This window comes from Mycobacterium sp. SMC-15 (assembly GCF_045310925.1).
In the GTDB taxonomy this organism is placed as follows: Bacteria; Actinomycetota; Actinomycetes; order Mycobacteriales; family Mycobacteriaceae; genus Mycobacterium.
The window spans coordinates 189,984-209,128 of sequence record NZ_JBJIAJ010000006.1 but is presented as its reverse complement, the minus strand read 5'-3'; the positions used below and the strand labels follow the sequence as shown (position 1 = coordinate 209,128).

At 69.5% G+C, this 19,145-nt stretch carries 19 protein-coding genes; 8 read left to right on the top strand and 11 right to left on the bottom strand.

Annotation, left to right across the window (positions count from 1 at the left end; genetic code table 11):
- Position 1 precedes the first annotated feature (1 nt).
- The 6 genes from ACJH71_RS11430 to ACJH71_RS11405 are packed head-to-tail and all read right to left on the bottom strand — an operon-like array spanning position 2 to position 6,329.
- Entirely contained in the window at positions 2-1,075 is a 1,074-nt protein-coding gene (locus ACJH71_RS11430) for a type I-U CRISPR-associated protein Cas7 (protein ID WP_406758123.1), read from the bottom strand.
- Positions 1,076-1,080: 5 nt separating this feature from the next.
- Complete coding sequence (locus tag ACJH71_RS11425) at positions 1,081-2,022, bottom strand: cation diffusion facilitator family transporter (protein WP_406758122.1); 942 nt, start codon at positions 2,020-2,022, stop codon at positions 1,081-1,083.
- Positions 2,023-3,276: a mannose-6-phosphate isomerase, class I gene (manA, locus tag ACJH71_RS11420; protein WP_406758202.1), complete on the bottom strand. Its 1,254-nt coding sequence runs from the start codon at positions 3,274-3,276 to the stop codon at positions 2,023-2,025. It abuts the gene before it with no gap.
- 8 nt (positions 3,277-3,284) lie between these two features.
- Positions 3,285-4,418 carry a TobH protein gene (locus tag ACJH71_RS11415; protein ID WP_406758121.1) on the bottom strand — a complete coding sequence of 378 codons (1,134 nt, stop codon included), beginning with the start codon at positions 4,416-4,418 and terminating at the stop codon, positions 3,285-3,287.
- Entirely contained in the window at positions 4,415-5,830 is a 1,416-nt protein-coding gene (locus tag ACJH71_RS11410) for a phosphomannomutase/phosphoglucomutase (RefSeq protein ID WP_406758120.1), read from the bottom strand. The genes ACJH71_RS11415 and ACJH71_RS11410 overlap by 4 nt, the downstream gene beginning before the upstream one ends.
- 58 nt (positions 5,831-5,888) lie before the next feature.
- The gene (locus ACJH71_RS11405; RefSeq protein WP_406758119.1) at positions 5,889-6,329 is read right to left on the bottom strand and encodes a DUF3499 domain-containing protein; all 441 of its coding nucleotides are present in this window, start codon (positions 6,327-6,329) and stop codon (positions 5,889-5,891) included.
- A gap of 93 nt (positions 6,330-6,422) precedes the next feature.
- Between ACJH71_RS11405 and ACJH71_RS11400 the strand changes: the two genes are divergently transcribed.
- Positions 6,423-6,875 carry a metallopeptidase family protein gene (locus ACJH71_RS11400; RefSeq protein ID WP_406758201.1) on the top strand — a complete coding sequence of 151 codons (453 nt, stop codon included), beginning with the start codon at positions 6,423-6,425 and terminating at the stop codon, positions 6,873-6,875.
- Positions 6,876-6,883: 8 nt separating this feature from the next.
- Here ACJH71_RS11400 and ACJH71_RS11395 read toward each other — a convergent pair whose 3' ends face one another.
- Positions 6,884-7,288, bottom strand: coding sequence for a WhiB family transcriptional regulator (locus ACJH71_RS11395; protein WP_406758118.1), 405 nt, complete (start codon positions 7,286-7,288; stop codon positions 6,884-6,886).
- A 346-nt stretch (positions 7,289-7,634) separates the two neighbouring features.
- Here ACJH71_RS11395 and cofD point away from each other — a divergent pair, with 346 nt between their 5' ends.
- Genes cofD through ACJH71_RS11380 form a run of 3 tightly spaced genes read left to right on the top strand, consistent with a single transcriptional unit; the run spans position 7,635 to position 10,524 of the window.
- Positions 7,635-8,642, top strand: a complete 1,008-nt coding sequence (gene cofD / locus ACJH71_RS11390) for a 2-phospho-L-lactate transferase (RefSeq protein ID WP_406758117.1) — start codon at positions 7,635-7,637, stop codon at positions 8,640-8,642.
- Positions 8,639-9,988, top strand: a complete 1,350-nt coding sequence (locus tag ACJH71_RS11385) for a coenzyme F420-0:L-glutamate ligase (protein ID WP_406758200.1) — start codon at positions 8,639-8,641, stop codon at positions 9,986-9,988. Before cofD ends, ACJH71_RS11385 begins: the two co-directional genes overlap by 4 nt.
- Positions 9,985-10,524, top strand: coding sequence for an NUDIX hydrolase (locus tag ACJH71_RS11380; protein WP_406758116.1), 540 nt, complete (start codon positions 9,985-9,987; stop codon positions 10,522-10,524). The genes ACJH71_RS11385 and ACJH71_RS11380 overlap by 4 nt, the downstream gene beginning before the upstream one ends.
- A 79-nt stretch (positions 10,525-10,603) precedes the next feature.
- On the opposite strand, the gene ACJH71_RS11375 is transcribed toward ACJH71_RS11380, so the two are convergent.
- Genes ACJH71_RS11375 through rfbD form a run of 3 tightly spaced genes read right to left on the bottom strand, consistent with a single transcriptional unit; the run spans position 10,604 to position 13,441 of the window.
- Complete coding sequence (locus tag ACJH71_RS11375; RefSeq protein ID WP_406758115.1) at positions 10,604-11,677, bottom strand: sugar phosphate nucleotidyltransferase; 1,074 nt, start codon at positions 11,675-11,677, stop codon at positions 10,604-10,606.
- The gene (locus tag ACJH71_RS11370) at positions 11,674-12,543 is read right to left on the bottom strand and encodes a glycosyltransferase family 2 protein (RefSeq protein WP_406758199.1); all 870 of its coding nucleotides are present in this window, start codon (positions 12,541-12,543) and stop codon (positions 11,674-11,676) included. Before ACJH71_RS11370 ends, ACJH71_RS11375 begins: the two co-directional genes overlap by 4 nt.
- A 28-nt stretch (positions 12,544-12,571) precedes the next feature.
- Positions 12,572-13,441, bottom strand: coding sequence for a dTDP-4-dehydrorhamnose reductase (gene rfbD, locus ACJH71_RS11365; RefSeq protein WP_406758114.1), 870 nt, complete (start codon positions 13,439-13,441; stop codon positions 12,572-12,574).
- A gap of 121 nt (positions 13,442-13,562) precedes the next feature.
- Between rfbD and ACJH71_RS11360 the strand changes: the two genes are divergently transcribed.
- The 4 genes from ACJH71_RS11360 to ctpC all read left to right on the top strand — a co-directional run bounded on the left by ACJH71_RS11360 (position 13,563) and on the right by ctpC (position 18,403).
- Positions 13,563-15,038 (top strand): LCP family protein, encoded by a 1,476-nt coding sequence (locus tag ACJH71_RS11360; protein ID WP_406758113.1) that lies wholly within the window; start codon positions 13,563-13,565, stop codon positions 15,036-15,038.
- Between the two features lie 10 nt (positions 15,039-15,048).
- Positions 15,049-15,774 (top strand): TIGR03089 family protein, encoded by a 726-nt coding sequence (locus tag ACJH71_RS11355; RefSeq protein ID WP_406758112.1) that lies wholly within the window; start codon positions 15,049-15,051, stop codon positions 15,772-15,774.
- A 114-nt stretch (positions 15,775-15,888) separates the two neighbouring features.
- Positions 15,889-16,170, top strand: coding sequence for a DUF1490 family protein (locus tag ACJH71_RS11350; protein WP_046284995.1), 282 nt, complete (start codon positions 15,889-15,891; stop codon positions 16,168-16,170).
- A gap of 31 nt (positions 16,171-16,201) precedes the next feature.
- Positions 16,202-18,403: a manganese-exporting P-type ATPase CtpC gene (ctpC, locus tag ACJH71_RS11345; RefSeq protein ID WP_406758111.1), complete on the top strand. Its 2,202-nt coding sequence runs from the start codon at positions 16,202-16,204 to the stop codon at positions 18,401-18,403.
- A 94-nt stretch (positions 18,404-18,497) separates the two neighbouring features.
- On the opposite strand, the gene ACJH71_RS11340 is transcribed toward ctpC, so the two are convergent.
- The gene (locus ACJH71_RS11340) at positions 18,498-19,109 is read right to left on the bottom strand and encodes a cation transporter (protein WP_406758198.1); all 612 of its coding nucleotides are present in this window, start codon (positions 19,107-19,109) and stop codon (positions 18,498-18,500) included.
- Positions 19,110-19,145 lie beyond the last annotated feature (36 nt).

Below are 19,145 nucleotides of genomic sequence, written 5' to 3'. Positions count from 1 at the left end.
CTCAGTTCGGCGCGCTCAGCCGACTCTCGATGAAGTGCGGCAACCGGAACCGCCGAGGCGCATGCATGACCGGTGTGTCCTGTGGCGCTCCGCCGTTCTGGGCGGCGGTGTAGGCCGCGGAATTACCGGTGACGTGCAGCACCTGACCGCGCCAGGTGATGTCGGCCTCCCGGTAGGCCTCCACCAGCGCACGTTCCAGCAGCTTGTCGGCCTCGGCAATCGACAACGCGGTCAGTTCGACGAATTCCCCGTCGCGAGCATCGAGTTTGAGCGTGGTGGGGCCGGTTTCCACCAGGTCGCAGTTGGCCCGGATGCTCAGTTCGGCGTTGGAACGCGCCAGCCCCGCCAGCGCATAGGCGGCCAGCAGGACGCGGCATGCCTCGTCGCCGGCCGGACCGCAGTCGAACCGCAGTTGCCGCAGTGCGGCGAAGCTGAGCACCTGGGTGCGGATGATCCGGGTGCAGCACACACCGGTGTCGGCCACCGCACGGGAATCCGTCGATGCGCCATCGACCAATACGCCGATGATCTCGCCGGACAGCACTCCGCGGAACCGGCTTTGGCCGGTGCCCAGGGCCGCGTCGATCGCACCGAAGACCAGGCTGCCGGGGCTCAACTCCAACAGCGCGCGAGCGTTGTCCGGTGTGCTCTCGCGGGCCACTCGGTAGGCGGGGTGTGCGATCGCGGGCTTGCCGTCGATGGAGCCGGTGAGAAAGTGCCCGTCGAAAATGCGTTGCGGCATTTCAAGATCGGTGTAGGCCAGCCGGCCACCCTCGTAGGAAACCTCCATCCGCGGCACCCGGCTCAACAGCGGATGCTGGTCACGGATGGCCTGCAGAATCGCGGCTTCGACACGCTGGACCTGGCTCTGGTTGTCATCGATGAGCACCGTGGCCGTCGGTTCCCCGTCGATCAATCGGGTCTCAGCGGCCGACGCTGAGCGCGCGGCGCGGTGGACCGGGCTGATCGCGGCGTGGGCTCCCCCGGCGGGTGCCAGCTCGGTGGACAGGCTCAGGGTGCTGGCGCCACCGGCCTGGCAGGCGGCGATCAGCTGTGGAAAGGAAAGTTTGGACAAAGCGATCAACCTTTCTGGTCCACCGAGTGTGGCACAGGCGTCCGGTCCAGGTCCGGCTCGAGATAGATGACCAGCGCCGCCGGCACGGCCGCGCGGATATTGGCTTCGGCGGCGTCGATGGTGGCCGCGACACCGGCCAGGTCCAGCCGGGGAACCACGGCGATCTTGGCCCCCACCAGCATCTCGTCCGGGCCCAGGTACTGGGTGCGGATGTGGATCAGGCGGGTGACGTTCTCGGTTCCCTCCAGCGCCGCGCGAATGGCCTGATCCTCGGCGGCAGTGGCGCCCTCACCGATCAGCAGGCTGTGCATCTCCACCATCAGGAAGACGGCGACCACACCGAGCAGCACACCGATCCCGAGGGTGCTCACGCTGTCCCACACCGGGTTTCCGGTGAGCACGCTCAGTCCCACGCCGGCCAGCGCCAGCACCAATCCGATCAGCGCGGCGGTGTCCTCCAACAACACCACCGGCAGCTCGGGATTGCGCGAGTTGCGAAGGAACCGCCACCAGCTGCTCTGGCCCTTCAGCGGGCGCGACTCGACGATAGCGGTCCGAAAACTGTAGGACTCCAACGCGATCGCCACCACCAGGATCGCAATCGCCACCAGCGGCGAGCTCAACTCGACGGGGTGGCGAAGCTTCTCGTACCCCTCGTACAGCGCGAACATCGAGCCCAGGCTGAACAGCACCAGCGCCACGACGAACGACCAGAAGTAGCGGCTGCGGCCGTGCCCGAAGGGGTGCAGCGCGTCGGGTGCCTTGGTGGCGGCGCGCTGTCCGAACAGCAACAGCGTCTGGTTGGAGGTGTCGACCACCGAGTGCACCGCCTCGGCGAGCATGGCGGCGCTACCGGTGATCACGTAGCCGGTGAACTTCGCCACCGCGATACCGGCGTTGGCCGCCAGGGCCGCGATGATGGCCTTGGTACTACCGGAGGAAGACACTCACAGGCCCATCGTCGCCCGGAACAGAGCGGCTGGTTTTTGGGCGAGCAGCCGGATCGGCCCGTCGTCGCAGGGCACCCAGGCCGACTCGCCGCGGTGCAGCGTCAGCGTCTTGGACTTGGCGTGCACGGTGATCGAGCCCTCGGTGCACAGCAGGATCTGCGGACCGTCGTGGCGCGCCGGCGCGTCCACCTCGTGGCCGAGGTGGGTGCCATCGAGGGTCAGTCGCGACAGCGCGAATTCCTCGGCGGGGGTCTGGTAGACCACCTCGAGTCCGTCGGTGTAGGTGGCCGGCCGCAGCGCCTCCTCGGTGGTGGGGGTGAAATCCAGCACCCGCAGCAACTCGGGGACGTCGACGTGTTTGGGCGTCAGTCCGCCACGCAGCACGTTGTCGGAGTTGGCCATCACCTCCAGACCTACGCCGTGCAGGTAGGTGTGCAGGTTGCCGGCCGATACGAAGATGGCGTCCCCCGGCGCCAGACTGACCCGGTTGAGCAGCAGCGAGGCCAGGACGCCAGCGTCACCGGGGTACCGCTCTCCCAGTTCGAGGACCGTCTTGGCCTCGGCGGAGAATTCGCCGGCCTCAGAACTGAGGTACTGGATGGCCCCTTCCAGCACGGCGGGCACCAACACGTCCAAATCGGGTTGGGGTGCGGTGATCCATGTGGTGAACAGCGCCCGCAGGCCGTCGGCGTCGGACTGCACGTCGGATTGACCGTTGCCGGACTGGCCGCCGAGCAGGTCGATAAACGGGTCCAGGTCCGATACCGCCAGCCCCCTCAGCAGCTCGATGGTGCGCGCCACCGGGCGGAAGCCGGCCAGCGCCTCGAACGGCTGCAGCGCCACCAGCAGTTCCGGTTTGTGACTGGTGTCGCGGTAGTTGCGGATCGGCGAGGACACCGGGACCCCGAGCCGCTCCTCGCGCTCGTAGCCTTCGATCGCCTGCATGGCGCTGGGGTGGGCCTGCAGCGACAGTGGCTCGTCGGCGGCCAGCACCTTGACCAGAAACGGCAGGCGATCACCGAAGCGGGTCTGGGCGAGCGGCCCCAGCTGGCCCTCCGGGTCTTGGGCTAGGACGTGGAGCAACGACACCTCGCCGGTGTCGGTCTCCAGGCAGGCCGGATCCCCGGGGTGTGCACCCAGCCACAGTTCGGCCTCTGGATGTGCCGCCGGAACCGGCCGGCCGGTGAATTCGGCGATAGCTGTCCTCGAGCCCCAGGCGTAGGTCCGTATCGCACCGCGTAGTTGTTCCACTGTTCCCGTCAACCCCGCAAAAGTCGCACATAGGCGGCGGCCATCTCCAACCGCACTGCCAACACCGCAAGTTGTTGTTCGGCCGGGCCTGGGCCGCTCGGGGGCGGCCCCTGGGTCGGGTTCGCGGTTTCCGCCGAGGCACCCGGCGCCACCGGTACATCCCCGGCTGCGACCAGGTCCACATCGCCCAAGCCGTTGATTCGGGCCGCCACCACGGTACGTTCGGCGGCCAGCGTCAACGCCAGCACCCGCAACCGGTCGAGGGCCGGGCCGTCGATCTGCTCGTCGTGGAAGATGTCGGCGTCATCGTTGCCACCGGCGGACCGCGCCCGCAGGGCGCTCACCGCGTCGGCCAGCCCGGTCGCCGCCACCGCGGTCTGACCGATCCGCAGCATCGCCGCACTGCCGTGTCGCGCCAGCGCCAGGGTCGCCGCGCAGTCACCGGCCAGCGCGACGGCGCGCCCGACAATGCGGTCGGCCAGCAATTTCGCTGGGTTGGTGAACAACTCACGCGCGGCGCTGTTGCGCAGCGCCTCGGCGTCGAGCTCGTCGGCCAGTGCGCCCAGGTCACTCGGCGCACCCGCGCCGCCCAGCTCCAGGGCGTCCAAGATGGCCAACCCGGCGGCCAGGTAGCGCGGCAGGCCGAACTCCGCCGCGACGGCGATCCGCGGTTCCAGCACTGCGACGCGGCCGGCGGTCGCGTCGCGCAGCGGCCCCTCATAGGGCGCGACGACCACCACCCGCGCCCCGCGACGTACCCCGGCCGCGGCCGCGGCGACCAGCGCCGGATCGCCCGGGTCATCACCGGCGATCACCACTACGTCCAGCGAACCGATCCACGACGGGGCCTCAGCGGCCAGCACCAGCGGTGCGCGCACCGAATCGCCGTGCGTGGCGGCCAACAGGCTCCCGGCCGTGGCCGCGGTACCGCGGGTGGCCAGCCAGATCACCGCCCGCGGCGGGTAGTCACGGCTTTCACTGCGCACGGCATCCAGGGCACCCTCATCGACCGCCGCGGCGGTAGCGCGCACCTGTGCCCCGGCCATCGACGCGGCCCACAGCGCGCCGTCGCGGTCGGCCGCCAATAGGGCCTCGGTGTCATCGAGGTCGACGGTGGAGAAGGAGCCGGAGAAAGCGGTCACGGACGAGACTTCTCCGCGGAGCTGACAGCCTCGATCTGCGCAGCGACCCGGGCCACCACCGCGTCCACCGCGGCGGCGTCGGGTGCCTCGACGTTGAGCCGCAGCAGCGGCTCGGTGTTGGAGCTGCGCAGGTTGAACCAGCTGCCCGCACCCAGGTCGACGGTCACGCCGTCCAGGTGGTCCACGGACACCTGGTCGCCGAACGATCCGACCACCGCATCCACGCACGCCTGTGCATCGGCGACGGTGAAATTGATCTCTCCCGACGCCGCGTAACGCTGGTAGTCGGCGGTCAGCTCGGAGAGCGGCCGCTGTTGTTCGCCGAGCGCGGCCAGGACGTGCAGGGCCGCCAGCATGCCCGAGTCGGCACCCCAGAAATCCCGGAAGTAATAGTGCGCCGAGTGCTCCCCGCCGAAGATGGCCCCGGTCTCGGCCATCAGCGCCTTGATGTAGGAGTGCCCGACCCGTGACCGCAACGGTGTGCCGCCGAGTTCGGTGACCAGTTCCGGTACGGCGTGCGAGGTGATCAGGTTGTGGATCACCGTCGCCCCGGGCTCGCGGGCCAATTCGCGGGCGGCCACCAGGCCGGTCACCGCCGACGGGGAAACCGGCTCTCCGCGCTCGTCGACCACGAAGCATCGGTCGGCGTCGCCGTCGAAGGCCAACCCGATATCCGCGCCCTGCTCGCGCACGAAGGCCTGCAGATCGACCAGGTTGGCCGGATCCAGCGGGTTGGCCTCGTGGTTGGGGAAGTTGCCGTCCAGCTCGAAATACAGCGGCAGCAATGTGATCGCGCCGACCGATCCGAACACCGCAGGGGCGGTGTGGCCGGCCATTCCGTTGCCGGCGTCGACGGCCACGCGCAGCGGACGCAGGCCGGAGATGTCGACCAGCGAGTGCAGGAATGTCGCATAGTCGGCCAGCACGTCGCGGTCGGTGACGGTTCCGCGCGGTCCGTGGCCGTCGCCGCCCGGGGCCCAGTCGGAGTCCAAGCCGGCGATCAGCTCATCGCGGATTCGGCCCAGGCCGGTATCGGCGCCCACCGGCTTGGCGCCCGCCCGGCAGAGCTTGATGCCGTTGTAGGCGGCCGGGTTGTGGCTGGCGGTGAACATCGCACCCGGGCAGTCCAGCGCCCCGGAGGCGAAATAGAGCTGGTCGGTCGATGCCAACCCGATCCGGACCACATCCAGGCCCCGGGCGACCACGCCCTCGGCGAACGCCGCCGACAGCACCGGCGAACTGTCCCGCATGTCGTGGCCGATCACCACCTGCCGGGCGCCTTCCTCGGCCATCAGCCGGGCAAACGAGGACCCGACCTCGGTGACGAGGGATTCATCGATCTCCGAACCGACCAGGCCGCGTACGTCGTACGCCTTGATCACACGGTGGACAGCCGCAGCGGGCCGAGACATGGACAGGGCTCCTGACGCAGTGGACTCTTGACGCTCAAGCCTAGCCCGGAACCCGCGATCAGTCCGACGGGTCTGGCAACACCCGCAAATGGCCACGGCGCCGACCATTGGTCTTGCCGGGCGGACCAGGCGGTGCCAGCACGCCGCCACCGAGTCCGGCGGTGGGCGCTCCCCGGGTCGCGGAGTCGACCGGATTGGTCTGGGGGTACCACCCGTTGGCCGGGGCCGCTCGCCCGGATTCACGCTCGCGAACCGCCTCGGCAAGGGCGATCAGGTCATCTTCTTCGGGAGACACCCAGGGGCCGGGGTGGCGGACCAGTTCCCAACCGCGCGGGGCTGTGATCCGGCCCGCATGGTTGAAGCACAGGTCCCAGGAATGCGGCTCAGCGGCAGTCGCCAGCGGGCCGACCACGGCGGTGGAGTCCGAGTAGACGAACGTCAGCGTCGCCACCGCATAGTGCGGACACCCTGGCCGGCAGCAACGACGGGGAACGTTCACGCCCGTGAGGCTATCGTGGCCGCGCTCCCCCGCAGCGCCGGACACGCGCAATGGGCCGGCACCCTATGCACAACCGTTACCATCTTCTGCGTGATCGCCACGCGTCGCCGCAGGCGCGGCCGTGAAACCCGCGGACCGCTGTTGCCGCCGACCGTGCCGGGCTGGCGCACCCGTGCGGAACGGTTCGACATGGCGGTGCTGGAGGCCTACGAGCCCATCGAACAACGTTGGAAGCAACGGTTGACGGCTCTTGACGTCGCCGTCGACGAGATCCCGCGGATCGCCGCCAAGGATCCCGACAGCGTGCAGTGGCCGCCAGAAGTGGTCGCGGACGGACCGATTCCGCTGGCCCGGTTGATTCCCGCCGGGGTGGACGTTCGAGGAAATCCGACGCGGGCCCGAATCTTGCTGTTCCGCAAGCCGATCGAGCAACGCGCAAACGACAGCACAGAACTCGGCGACTTATTGCACGAGATTCTGGTGGCTCAAGTCGCCACCTACTTGGATGTCGAGCCCAACGTCATCGACCCAACGATCGACGACTAGTCGCCGGCTCAGATGATGCCGCGCTTGAGGCGGCGGCGCTCACGCTCGGAAAGCCCACCCCAGATACCGAAACGCTCGTCGTGCCCCAAGGCGTATTCCAGGCACTCGCTGCGGACCGAGCACCGCTGGCAGATCTTCTTGGCCTCTCGGGTCGAGCCGCCCTTCTCCGGGAAGAACGCCTCGGGGTCGGTCTGCGAGCACAGGGCGCGGTCCTGCCATTGCTCATTGGTGGCCGACGCAGGGTCGAACGGCTCGAATTCGTCGTAGTCCTCGGGCTCGGGAACCAGGCTCAGATGCGGCCGGCTGGGCATCGGCTCCAACGCCTCCGGCGCCTCCAGCCCGCTCGGCGTAGCCATTTCGGCACCGGCGTGCGGTGCTCCCCCCATCACGCCCCAAAGGTGCTCATAGGACATGCTCCGCCTCCTCACCTGTAGCGCGATCCTGATATGTCGCTCGAATCGGAAGATATTGACCATCCCAATTCGAACATGTGATCGAATCTCGGTCTGCGACACCGAAATCGGCTGGCCAACCGGGAAATGACACTAGTGTGATTAGACACGGGTTGATCAGCCCGGTCAAGCTGATTGGCCAAATTCCTTACCATCCCGTGATCGATTTCCAACGTGTCCGAGACCGGCGAGTCCCTGTCATCTACCCCACACCCGCCCCTCGGCGTGTCTTACCGCGTCCCCGATGGAGCGACGACGGCGGTCCGCCACGCCAGCCATCTCGGCGCCAAAGGTACTGTCGTGCGCTGTGAAGGTCACCGTTCTCGTCGGGGGGGTCGGCGGCGCCCGGTTCCTGCTCGGCGTCCAGAAACTACTGGGTCTGGGCCAATTCGCCGAATCCCCAGCTGACACCGGGGCCGACGCGCACGAACTGACCGCGGTCGTCAACGTCGGCGACGACGCCTGGATGCACGGGGTGCGCATCTGCCCCGACCTGGACACCTGCATGTACACCCTGGGCGGCGGCGTCGACCCCGAGCGCGGCTGGGGTCACCGCGACGAAACCTGGCACGCCATGGAGGAGTTGGCCCGTTACGGGATGCAGCCGGACTGGTTCGGCCTCGGCGACCGCGACCTGGCCACCCATCTGGTCCGTACCCAGTCGCTACGCGCCGGTTATCCGCTGACAGAGGTGACTTCGGCGTTGTGCCAGCGTTGGCAGCCGGGCGCGCTGCTGTTGCCGGTCACCAACGACAGCTGTGAAACGCACGTCGTCATCACCGACCCGGCCGACGACACCCAGCGCGCAATCCACTTCCAGGAATGGTGGGTGCGCTACCGCGCGCAGGTTTCCACCCACGGGTTCGGCTTCGTGGGCGCAGAGAAGGCCACGGCCACAACGGAAGTCGTCGATGCCATCACCGGCGCCGACATCGTCCTGCTGGCGCCCTCCAATCCGGTGGTGAGCATCGGCGCCATCCTGGCCGTTCCGGGTGTCCGCGCGGCGCTGCGCTCCACCGCGGCACCGATCGTCGGTTACTCGCCGATCATCGCCGGTAAGCCGTTGCGCGGCATGGCCGATGTCTGCCTGAGCGTGATCGGCCTGGACTCCACCTCTCGAGCCGTCGGCGAGCATTATGGCGCCCGCAGCGGAACCGGGATCCTGGACTACTGGCTGGTACACGAGGGCGAGTCCGCCCATGGCGACGACATCGCCGGCATGACCGTAAGCGCCGCCCCGCTGTTGATGACCGATCCGGCCGCCACGGCCGAAATGGTCCGCACCGGACTGGATCTCGCGGGGGTGTCACCATAAAGGGGCAGGGCGAGCACGGTAGCGCCGCCAAGGTCGAGATCTTGCCGGTGACCGGCTTGGGCGAGTTCCGCCCCGGCGACGATCTGGCCACCGCACTGGCCGAGGCCGCCCCATGGCTGGCCGACGGCGACATCGTGGTCGTCACCAGCAAGGTGGTGTCCAAGTGTGAGGGCCGCATCGTTCCGGCGCCGCACGACGCCGAGGCACGTGATGCATTGCGCCGCCAACTGGTCGAGGCCGAGGCGGTACGCGTGCTGGCCCGCAAAGGCCGCACCTGGATCACCGAGAACCGCCTCGGTCTGGTGCAGGCCGCCGCCGGTGTGGACGGCTCCAACGTCGGCTCCGACGAACTCGCGCTGCTGCCGGTCGATCCCGACGGCAGCGCCGCCGCGTTGCGCGCCGGGCTGGCCGAGCGTCTGGGGGTCAGCGTGGCGGTGCTGATCACCGACACCATGGGCCGCGCCTGGCGCCACGGCCAGATCGACCTCGCGATCGGGGCGTCGGGCCTGTCGGTGCTCAACGGCTATGCGGGGTCTGTCGACCGGCACGGCAACGAACTGGTGGTCACCGAAGTGGCCGTCGCCGACGAACTCGCCGCGGCCGCCGACCTGGTCAAGGGCAAGCTCACCGATGTTCCAGTGGCGGTGGTGCGCGGCGTTACCAGCCCCGACAACGGTTCCACCGCCGCCGCACTGGTGCGTTCCGGCCCGGAAGATCTGTTCTGGCTCGGTACCGCCGAGGCTATCGAGGTCGGACGCGGCCAGGCGCAACTGCTGCGCCGCTCCGTGCGCAGCTTCGCCGGCGAGCCCGTTCCGGCGCAACTGATCACCGACGCCATGGCCGAGGCGCTGACCGCGCCGGCCCCACACCACACCCGTCCGGTCCGGTTCGTCTGGCTGCAGACCCCGAGCGTGCGCACGCGGCTGCTCGATGCCATGGCGCAGCAGTGGCGATCCGACCTGACCGGTGACGGCAAGTCCCCCGAGTCCATTGAGGCCCGGGTCTCACGTGGCCAGATCCTTTATGACGCACCTGAAGTCGTCATCCCGATGATGGTCCCCGATGGCGCCCACCACTACCCCGACGCCGCCCGCACCGCCGCCGAGCACACCATGTTCACGGTTGCCGTGGGCGCCGCCGTCCAGGGGCTGTTGGTGGCACTGGCGGTACGGGGTGTGGGCAGCTGCTGGATCGGTTCGACGATCTTCACCCCCGAGTTGGTCCGGACCGAGCTCGATCTGCCGCCCGACTGGGAACCCTTGGGCGCCATCGCGATCGGCTACCCGACCGACCCGCCCGAACCCCGCGCACCGGCCGACGTCGGCGACCTGCTGGTGCGGCGATGAGTCTGCACGACTCCGCGGTCGCGGCACTGAGCGCTTGGGCCGCACCGGATTCCGCGCAAGACTCGCTCCGACATGCGGTGCTGGCGTTTCTGGCTGCCCGCCCCGACGCGTGCCGGCGTGAATGCGTTCCCGGCCACATCACCGCGTCGACACTGGTGCTCGACCACACCGGTGAGCACGCGCTGCTGACGCTGCACCCGCGGGTAGGCCGCTGGCTACAGCTCGGCGGGCACTGCGAGGACACCGACCCCGACATCGTCGCCGCCGCCCTGCGCGAAGCCACCGAGGAATCCGGCATCGCCGAGCTGCGGCTGGATCCGGCACTGGCCGCCGTGCATGTGCATCCGGTGACCTGCTCGCTGGGTCTGCCGACCCGGCACCTGGACCTTCAGTTCGTGGCGCACGCGCCCGCGGGCGCGCAGATCGGAATCAGCGACGAGTCGCTTGCCCTGCGCTGGTGGCCGGTGGATGCGCTGCCGCCGGACGCCGACGACGCGCTGGCGCATTTGGTGGCGCGGGCCGTCGCGGCCGCCTGATCCAGGCGTTGACTCTGCGTCTACGGCGGGAAAGTTCGAGAAGGGTGCGCCCTGAGCGCAGAGTCAGCGGAAAGCCGGCTCACACGTCGGACGAGTAGCGGATCCCGCAGTCCGGGATCGACACCCCGGGCCACACCCGGGCCCCGCGCAGCAACTCGCAGCGGGCCCCGATGTCGGCGCCGTCGCCGATCACCCCGTCACGGATCAGCGCCCGCGGACCGATTCGGGCGCCGAACCCGATGATCGAGCGTTCGATCACGCTGCCGGCCTCGACTTTCACGCCGTCGAAGATCACCGCACCGTCCAGCCGGGCGCCCGGGCCGATCTCGGCGCCTCGCCCCACAACCGTGCCGCCGATCAGGACCGCGCCCGGCGCCACCGAGGCGCCGTCGTGCACCAGGGCCTCACCGCGCTGCCCGCCCAGTGCCGGTGACGGCGCGATGCCGCGCACCAGATCCGCCGAGCCCCGCACGAAGTCCTCCGGGGTGCCCATGTCGCGCCAATAACTGGTGTCCACGTAGCCGCAGACCTTCACACCGTCGGCCAGCAGCGCGGGGAACACCTCGCGTTCCACCGAAACCGGGCGTCCCCGCGGGATGCGGTCGATGACCTCCCGGGACAACACGTAGCAACCGGCATTGATCTGGTCGGTCGGCGGGTCCTCGGTCTTCTCCAGGAACGCGGTGACCCGCCCGTCGCTGGTGGGCACGCAGCCGAAGGCCCGCGGGTCGCCGACTCGTACCAGGTGCAGGGTCGCCTCGGCACCCTGCTCGCGGTGGTAGTCGTGCAGCTCGGTCAGATCGGCCCCCGACAGCACATCACCGTTGAACACCATCGCGGTGTCGTGGCGCAGCTTTCCGGCGACGTTGGCGATGCCGCCGCCGGTGCCCAGCGGCTCTTCCTCGGTCACGTAGTCGATCTGCAGACCCAGTGCGGCTCCGTCACCGAATTCCTCGGCGAAGACCTCCGGCTTATAGGACGTGCTGAGGATCACGTGCTCGATGCCGGCGGCGGCGATCCGCGACAGCAGATGAGTGAGGAACGGCAGACCCGCGGTCGGCAGCATCGGCTTGGGCGCCGACAGGGTGAGCGGCCGCAGCCGAGTCCCCTTGCCGCCCACCAGGACGACCGCGTCGACTTGGCTCAGTGTCACGGGTGCCCCTTCGTCAGTTTGCGGCGGGCGTTACGCACCGCCAATTGTGAGCGCACCGCCAGCGCGCCCCGCATGGTCCAGCGCAGCGGGGCCCGCCACCAGCCGGGGTGTCGGTCGGCCAGGTAGGTGTAGGTGCTGCGGTGGTGGGCGGCCAGGTTGCGTGCCGGATCCTTGCCGGTGGCGTGGCCCTTCTGGTGCAGCACCTCGGCCTCGGGCACGTAGACGTTGAGCCAGCCGGCCTTGGCCAGGCGGTCCCCCAGGTCGACGTCCTCCATATAGAGGAAGTAGCGCTCGTCGAAGCCGCCGATGGCGTCGAACGCGGCGCGGCGCACCAGAAGGCAGGCGCCCGAGAGCCACCCCACCGCCCGCTCGCTGGGCTCCAGCCGCTCCTGCCGGTAAGCGCGGGTCCACGGATTGTTGGGCCACACCGGGCCGACCACAGCGTGCATCCCGCCGCGGATCAGGCTGGGCAGGTGACGCGCCGAGGGATACACCGAACCGTCCGGTTCCCGGATCAGCGGACCCAGCGTCGCCGCCCGGGGCCAGCGCGCGGCCGCATCCAACAGGGCCTCGATGCTGCCCGGACCCCACTGCACGTCGGGGTTGGCCACGATGAGAAACTCGCTGCGTTCGCCGTCCTCGGCGTCGAGCAGCGCCACCCCGGCATTGACCGCTCCGCCGTAGCCCAGGTTGGCCCCGGTATGCAGCAATTGCACGTTGGGATAGCGCTGCGCGGCTTCCTCCGGCGAACCGTCGGTAGATCCGTTGTCGGCCATCACCACCCGCACCGGGCGATCGGTCGCCAGCGACAGCGATGCCAGGAAGCGGTCCAGGTGCCAGCCCGGCGAATAGGTCACCGTCACCACCGGTAGCGCCTCACTCACGGCGTAGAGGTTATCTGGCCACGGCGGCGGACAGTGCATCGCTCCACCGGCGCAGCGGTGTCAGGCCGGCGCGCGCCGACTCGGCCCCCGACAACGCGGAGTAGGCGGGCCGGGCGGCCGGGCGCGGATGCGCCGCACTGCTGACCGGCCGCACCCGGTCCGGATCGGCGCCGACGGCGGCGAACACCGCACGGGCCTGTTCGTACCGGCTCGCGGCACCGGCGTTGGCGGCATGCAACACCCGGGCACTGGGCGGTGCGGCCGCCAGCGCCAGCAGCGCATCGACGAGATCGCCGACATAGGTCGGGGATCCAATCTGGTCGTCAACCACCTCCACGTCCGCATCGCCCGCGGCCCGCTCGCGCATCACCGCGACGAAGTCGGAGCCGCCGGCAGCGCCGGTGTAAACCCAGGCGGTGCGCACCACCAGGGCATCCGGCGAAGCTGCCAGCACCGCGTTCTCACCAGCCAGTTTGGTGCGGCCGTAGACCGACAGCGGCCGGGTGGCATCCCCCGGCTCGTACGGGCGGGGCGCGGCGCCGCCGAAGTCGCCGTCGAAGACGTAGTCGGTGGAGATGTGGATCAGGCGGGCACCGGCTCGCGCGCTGGCGGCGGCCAGGTGACCCGGTCCAGTGGCGTTGACGGCATGCGCCCGCTCGGCATCCTGCTCGGCGGCGTCCACGTTGGTGTAGGCCGCACAGTTGATCAGCACGTCACCGGGCCGCAGGTCCACGGCGTCCACCGCGGCGGCCTTGGTGATGTCGCACTGGGCCGACGTCAGTGCCAGCACGTCATGACCGGCCTCCGCGGCGCGTTTGGCCAGGAAGGTGCCGACTTGGCCGCCGGCGCCGGTGATCACAATCCGCTGCCGAGTACTCATGACCGTCGAGCTTATGCGGCGGTTCCAGCTTCGCCTCTCCTCCGTCGAGGCTCGCTAAACCACCGGTCTGGCACGCCGCACCCGGCTACCGGCGATACAGCAGTTACGCAAGTAATCTGAAGTGATGCCTGCGCAACGTGTGATTCGTGTGATTGCCACGGTGGCAGCCGTCGCCGTCGTCTTGGGTACCGGAGTGGCGTGGAGTCAAGTCCGGTCGTTCGAGGACGGCATCTTCCACGTCTCGTCGCTGGCCCTGGGCAACGGCGGATCCGATGGCGCGGTCGACATCCTGCTGGTCGGGATGGACAGCCGCACCGACGCCCACGGCAATCCGCTGACCCCCGAAGAGCTGGCCGCACTGCGCGTCGGGGACGACGAAGCCACCAACACCGACACGATCATCCTGGTCCGGATCCCCAACAACGGGAAGTCGGCCACCGCGATCTCGATCCCCCGCGACTCCTACGTCGCGGCACCCGGCCTGGACAAGACCAAGATCAACGGCGTGTACGGGGCCACCCGACTGGAGACCGCCGACGCGCTCGTCGAATCCGGAATGGACCCGGTCCAGGCCCAGGCGCGCGGTACCGAAGCGGGCCGGGAGGCCCTGATCAAGACGGTGGCCGACCTGACCGGAGTCACCGTCGACCACTACGCCGAGATCGGACTGCTCGGGTTCGCACTGATCACCGATGCCCTGGGCGGCGTCGACGTCTGCCTCCGGGAGCCGGTCTACGAAGAGCTCTCCGGCGCGGACTTCCCGGCCGGCTGGCAGCGACTCGGTGGCGCCCAGGCGCTCAGCTTCGTGCGACAGCGCCACGAACTCCCGCACGGCGACCTGGACCGGGTCCGGCGTCAACAGACGGTGATGGCGTCGCTGGCGCACCAGGTGATCTCCGGAAAGACGCTGTCCAGCCCCGGCACCCTGTCGCGGCTGCAGGCGGCGGTACAGCGGTCGGTGGTGCTGTCGGCCGGGTGGGACGTAATCGACTTCGTCACGAAAGCCCAAGACCTGGCCGCGGGCAAGGTGGCGTTCGCCACCATCCCGGTGCTCGAGGAGTCGGGCTGGAGCGACGACGGTATGCAAAGCGTGGTGCGTGTCGACCCCGACCAGGTGGCGGACTGGGTCGCGGGGCTGCTGCACGATCAGGACGAGGGCAAGACCGAACAACTGGCCTACAACCCGGAACAGACCACCGCCAGCGTGCTCAACGACACCGACATCAACGGCCTGGCCGCCGCGGTTTCCGGCGTGCTCAGCGCCAAGGGCTTCGGCACCGGAGCCGTGGGAAACAACGAGTCCGGGCATGTGCCCACCAGTCAGGTGCAGGCCGCCTCGGCCGACGACCCCGGCGCACGGGCGGTGGCCAGGGACCTCGGCGGATTGCCGGTGGTGTCCAATGAGTCGCTCCCGGCCGGCGCCGTCCGCGTCGTGCTGGCAGGCGACTACACCGGGCCCGGATCGGGCATGGGCTCCGGGGGCGCCAGCGCGCAGGCGGCCGGCATCTCCAGCTACGACGACGGCGAGGCACCCCAAATCCCCGTTGCGTCACCGATTCTGACCGCGGGTTCCAACGATCCCCAGTGCGTGAACTAACGTCGCTGCGGTGACCAACCTCAGCTCGGCGATCCTTGACCCGATCATGCGCGCCGACCCGGTGGGGCCACGGATCACCTATTACGACGACGCGACCGGGGAACGTATCGAGCTGTCCGCGGCGACGCTGGCGAACTGGGCCGCCAAGACCGGCAACCTGTTGCGCGACGAGCTCGGCGCCGCAGCCGGCAGTCGCATCGCGGTGTTGCTCCCCGCGCACTGGCAGACGGCGGCGGTGCTCTTCGGCGCCTGGTGGATCGGGGCCGAGGTGGTGCTCGGCGATCCGGACGGCGATGCCGATGTCGCATTGTGCACCGCCGACCGGCTCGCCGAGGCCGACGCGGCGGTGGCCGCCACCGGCGGCGAGGTGGTGGTGCTGTCCCTGGATCCGTTCGGCCGGCCCGCCCCCGACCTGCCGGTGGGCGTCACCGACTATGCGACCGCCGTGCGGGTGCACGGCGACCAGATCGACGCCGAGCGCGCCCCCGGCCCCGCCCTGGCCGGATCGTCCGCCGACGATGTGCTGGCCTCGTGCGAGAAGTGCGCGGCGGCACTGGGTTTGACGTCGTCGGATCGGGTTTGGTCGACCAATAGCTGGGACAACCCGACCGAGCTGATCGACAACATGTTGACGGTGTTCGCCGTCGGCGGGTCGCTGGTCCAGGTCGCCAACCCCGATCCCGACCTGCAGGAGCGCCGCCGGGCCAGCGAGAAGGTCACCCGACATCTGAGCTGACCGACGGTCGACAGACCATCGGTCGCACACTTCGCGAGCCATGACTCATGCATAAATGCTTATATGCTGATACGCTTGCCCGCAAGAACCCGCCGTACGAAGAGGAGATGACTCATGGCAGTGCAGGGATTGCTGGTGAAAGCGGCGTCGACGGTGTTCACCGGACTGGTTGGCGTGAGCGCCTATGAGGTGGCCCGCCGGGCACTGGCGAAAGCTCCGCTGCACGAGGCAGCGGTGACCGCCACCGAGTGGAGTCTGCGCGGAACCCGGAGGGCCGAAGAGGTCGCCGAGTCGGCACGGCTGAAGGTGGCCGACGTCGTGGCCGAGGCCCGCGAGCGCATCGGCGAGGAGGCCACCCCGCCGGCCGCGGCCGTCGAGCACGACCACGACCACTGACCGACCGGCGCCGAGGATGGGGAGCGCAGCGATGAACAGCAGCGCCATAGCAACCGTGCCCGCCGGCGATGAGCTGACCGTCATCTCCGACGCGGCCGGCCGGATGCGGGTGCAGGTCTCGTGGGTCCGCGGCGATTCACGGCGTGCGGTGGCCGCCGAAGAGGCCGCCGGCCGCGTCAACGGCGTACGTACCGTGCACGCCTATCCGCGTACCGGCTCGGTCGTGGTCTGGTACTCCCCCAAGCGGAGCGACACCGCAGAGATCCTGGCGGCCATCGCGGCTGCGGCCACCGTCGCAGCCGAGCTGATCCCGGCCCGCACGCCACGCTCGGCCGACATCCGCAACACCGATGTGCTGCGCATGGTGATCGGCGGCGCGGCGCTGGCGGTGCTGGGGGTGCGCCGCTACGTCTTTGCCCGGCCGCCGCTGTTGGGGCCCAGCGGCCAACTCGTCGCGACCGGCGCCACGGTCTTCATGGGTTATCCCTTCCTGCGGGGCGCACTGCGCTCGATCCGGTCCGGCAGGGCCGGCACCGACGCACTGGTGACCGCCGCGACCGTGGCCAGCCTGGTGCTCCGGGAGAACGTGGTCGCACTGACCGTGCTCTGGCTGCTCAATATCGGTGAGTACCTGCAGGATCTGACGCTGCGCCGCACCCGCCGCGCCATCTCGGATCTGTTGCGCGGCAACCAGGACACCGCGTGGGTCCGGTTGCCCGACGGTACCGAAGTACAGGTGCCGATCGACACGGTGCAGATCGGCGACGAGGTGATCATCCACGACCACGTGGCGATCCCGGTCGACGGCGAAGTCGTCGACGGGGAGGCCATCGTCGACCAGTCCGCGATCACCGGCGAGACGCTGCCGGTCAGCGTGATCGCCGGGGCGAGGGTGCACGCCGGTTCCGTGGTGGTGCGCGGCCGGGTGGTGGTCCGGGCCACCGCAGTGGGAAACCAGACCGTGATCGGCCGCATCATCAGCCGCGTCGAGGAGGCACAGCACGACCGCGCACCGATTCAGACGGTCGGCGAGAACTTCTCGCGGCGCTTCGTGCCGGCCTCCTTCATCCTGTCGGCGATCACCTTGGTGCTCACCGGCGATGTCCGTCGGGCGATGACGATGCTGCTGATCGCCTGCCCCTGCGCGGTGGGGCTGGCCACGCCGACCGCGATCAGCGCGGCGATCGGCAACGGTGCGCGTCGCGGCATCCTGATCAAGGGCGGCTCGCATCTGGAGCAGGCCGGCCGGGTGGACGCGATCGTGTTCGACAAGACCGGCACGCTGACGGTGGGCCGCCCGGTGGTGACCAATATCGTTGCCATCCACAAGGATTGGCAGCCCGAACAGGTGCTCGCCTACGCCGCCAGCTCGGAGTTGCACTCGCGTCACCCGCTGGCCGAAGCGGTGATCCGCTCCACCGAAGAACGCCACATCAGCATCCCGCCGCATGAGGAATGCGAAGTCCTGGTGGGGCTGGGCATCCGCACCTGGGCCGACGGCCGCACCCTGCTGCTGGGCAGCCCGAACCTGCTGCGCTCGGAGAAGGTCCGTATCTCCAAGAAGGCGGCCGACTGGGTCGCCAAGCTGCGCGCACAGGCCGAGACCCCGCTGCTGCTGGCTGTCGACGGCACCCTGGTCGGGTTGATCAGTCTGCGCGACGAGGTACGCCCAGAGTCGCGCGAGGTGCTTGAGGCGTTGCGCGCCAAAGGTGTTCGCCGCATCGTCATGCTCACGGGCGATCACCCGGAGACCGCGGCAGCGGTGGCGACCGAACTCGGCATCGACGAATGGCGAGCCGAGGTGCTGCCGGAGGACAAGCTGGCGGTGGTACGCGGCCTGCAGGACGAAGGCTACGTGGTGGGCATGGTCGGTGACGGCGTCAACGACGCACCGGCATTGGCCGCCGCGGATATCGGGATCGCGATGGGTCTGGCTGGTACCGACGTTGCGGTGGAGACCGCCGATGTCGCCCTGGCCAACGACGACCTGCGCCGACTGCTCGACGTCCGGGACCTGGGCGGACGTGCTGTCGAGGTGATCCGGCAGAACTACGGCATGTCGATCGCGGTCAACGCGGTCGGCCTGTTGATCGGCGCCGGCGGCGCGCTGTCACCGGTGCTCGCGGCGATCTTGCACAACGCGTCGTCGGTGGCCGTGGTTGCCAACAGCTCGCGGTTGATTCGTTATCGGCTGGGCTCCGAAGCGTTGGCGCCCGACCCCGCGGTGCCGTAATCTGTCTCCCGTCCCGACTGTTCCTGTCGAGCACCACCACCAGCTCCAGGGCAGTCGGGACTTTGCGTCGGTAGACGCGACGCCTCAGCGGCGTTCAGCAGCCGCAGCCCTCGCCGCGCCAGGACCGGAAGCCCTGCCACACCGAAACGGCGGCCACCCCCAGACCGATCAGCGGGTCCAGCCACCAACCGCCGGACCACTGCGCGGTGAGGGTCAGGCCGACCAGCACCGCGGCGGCCTGGATCGCACACAGGTAGTTCTGCACTCCCTCACCGACGGTCGCCGCCGAGCCGAGCCGCGTGCCGAGCCGTCGCTGAGCCCGGCCCAGCACCGGCATCACCAGCACGGCCGCGGCGGTGACCGCGATGCCGATGGTGCTGCCTTCGCTGCGATGGTCGCCGAAGAGGTGGCGTACCGATTCGGCGGCGATATAGGGCGCGTTGATCCAGAACGAGATCGCCACGCCGATCTGGGCGCGCCGCTCGGCCGTCTCGGACAGGGTGCGGGCACCGGTGAATCGCCAGATCACCACGGCCCCGGCCATCGCCTCGGGAATGGCGCCCAGCGCCCACCCAGTCAGGGCGATCGAACCGGCGGCCAGGCCCTGCCACAGACCCACCACGCCTTCGATTCCCACCAGGACCAGGCTGACCCAGGCAAGCCGTCGCGCCCACGTCGCTGCGCGGTGCCAGCCCCCATCGCGCACGACTCGAACGCCATGGGCATGCCCGGCGTGATCGTG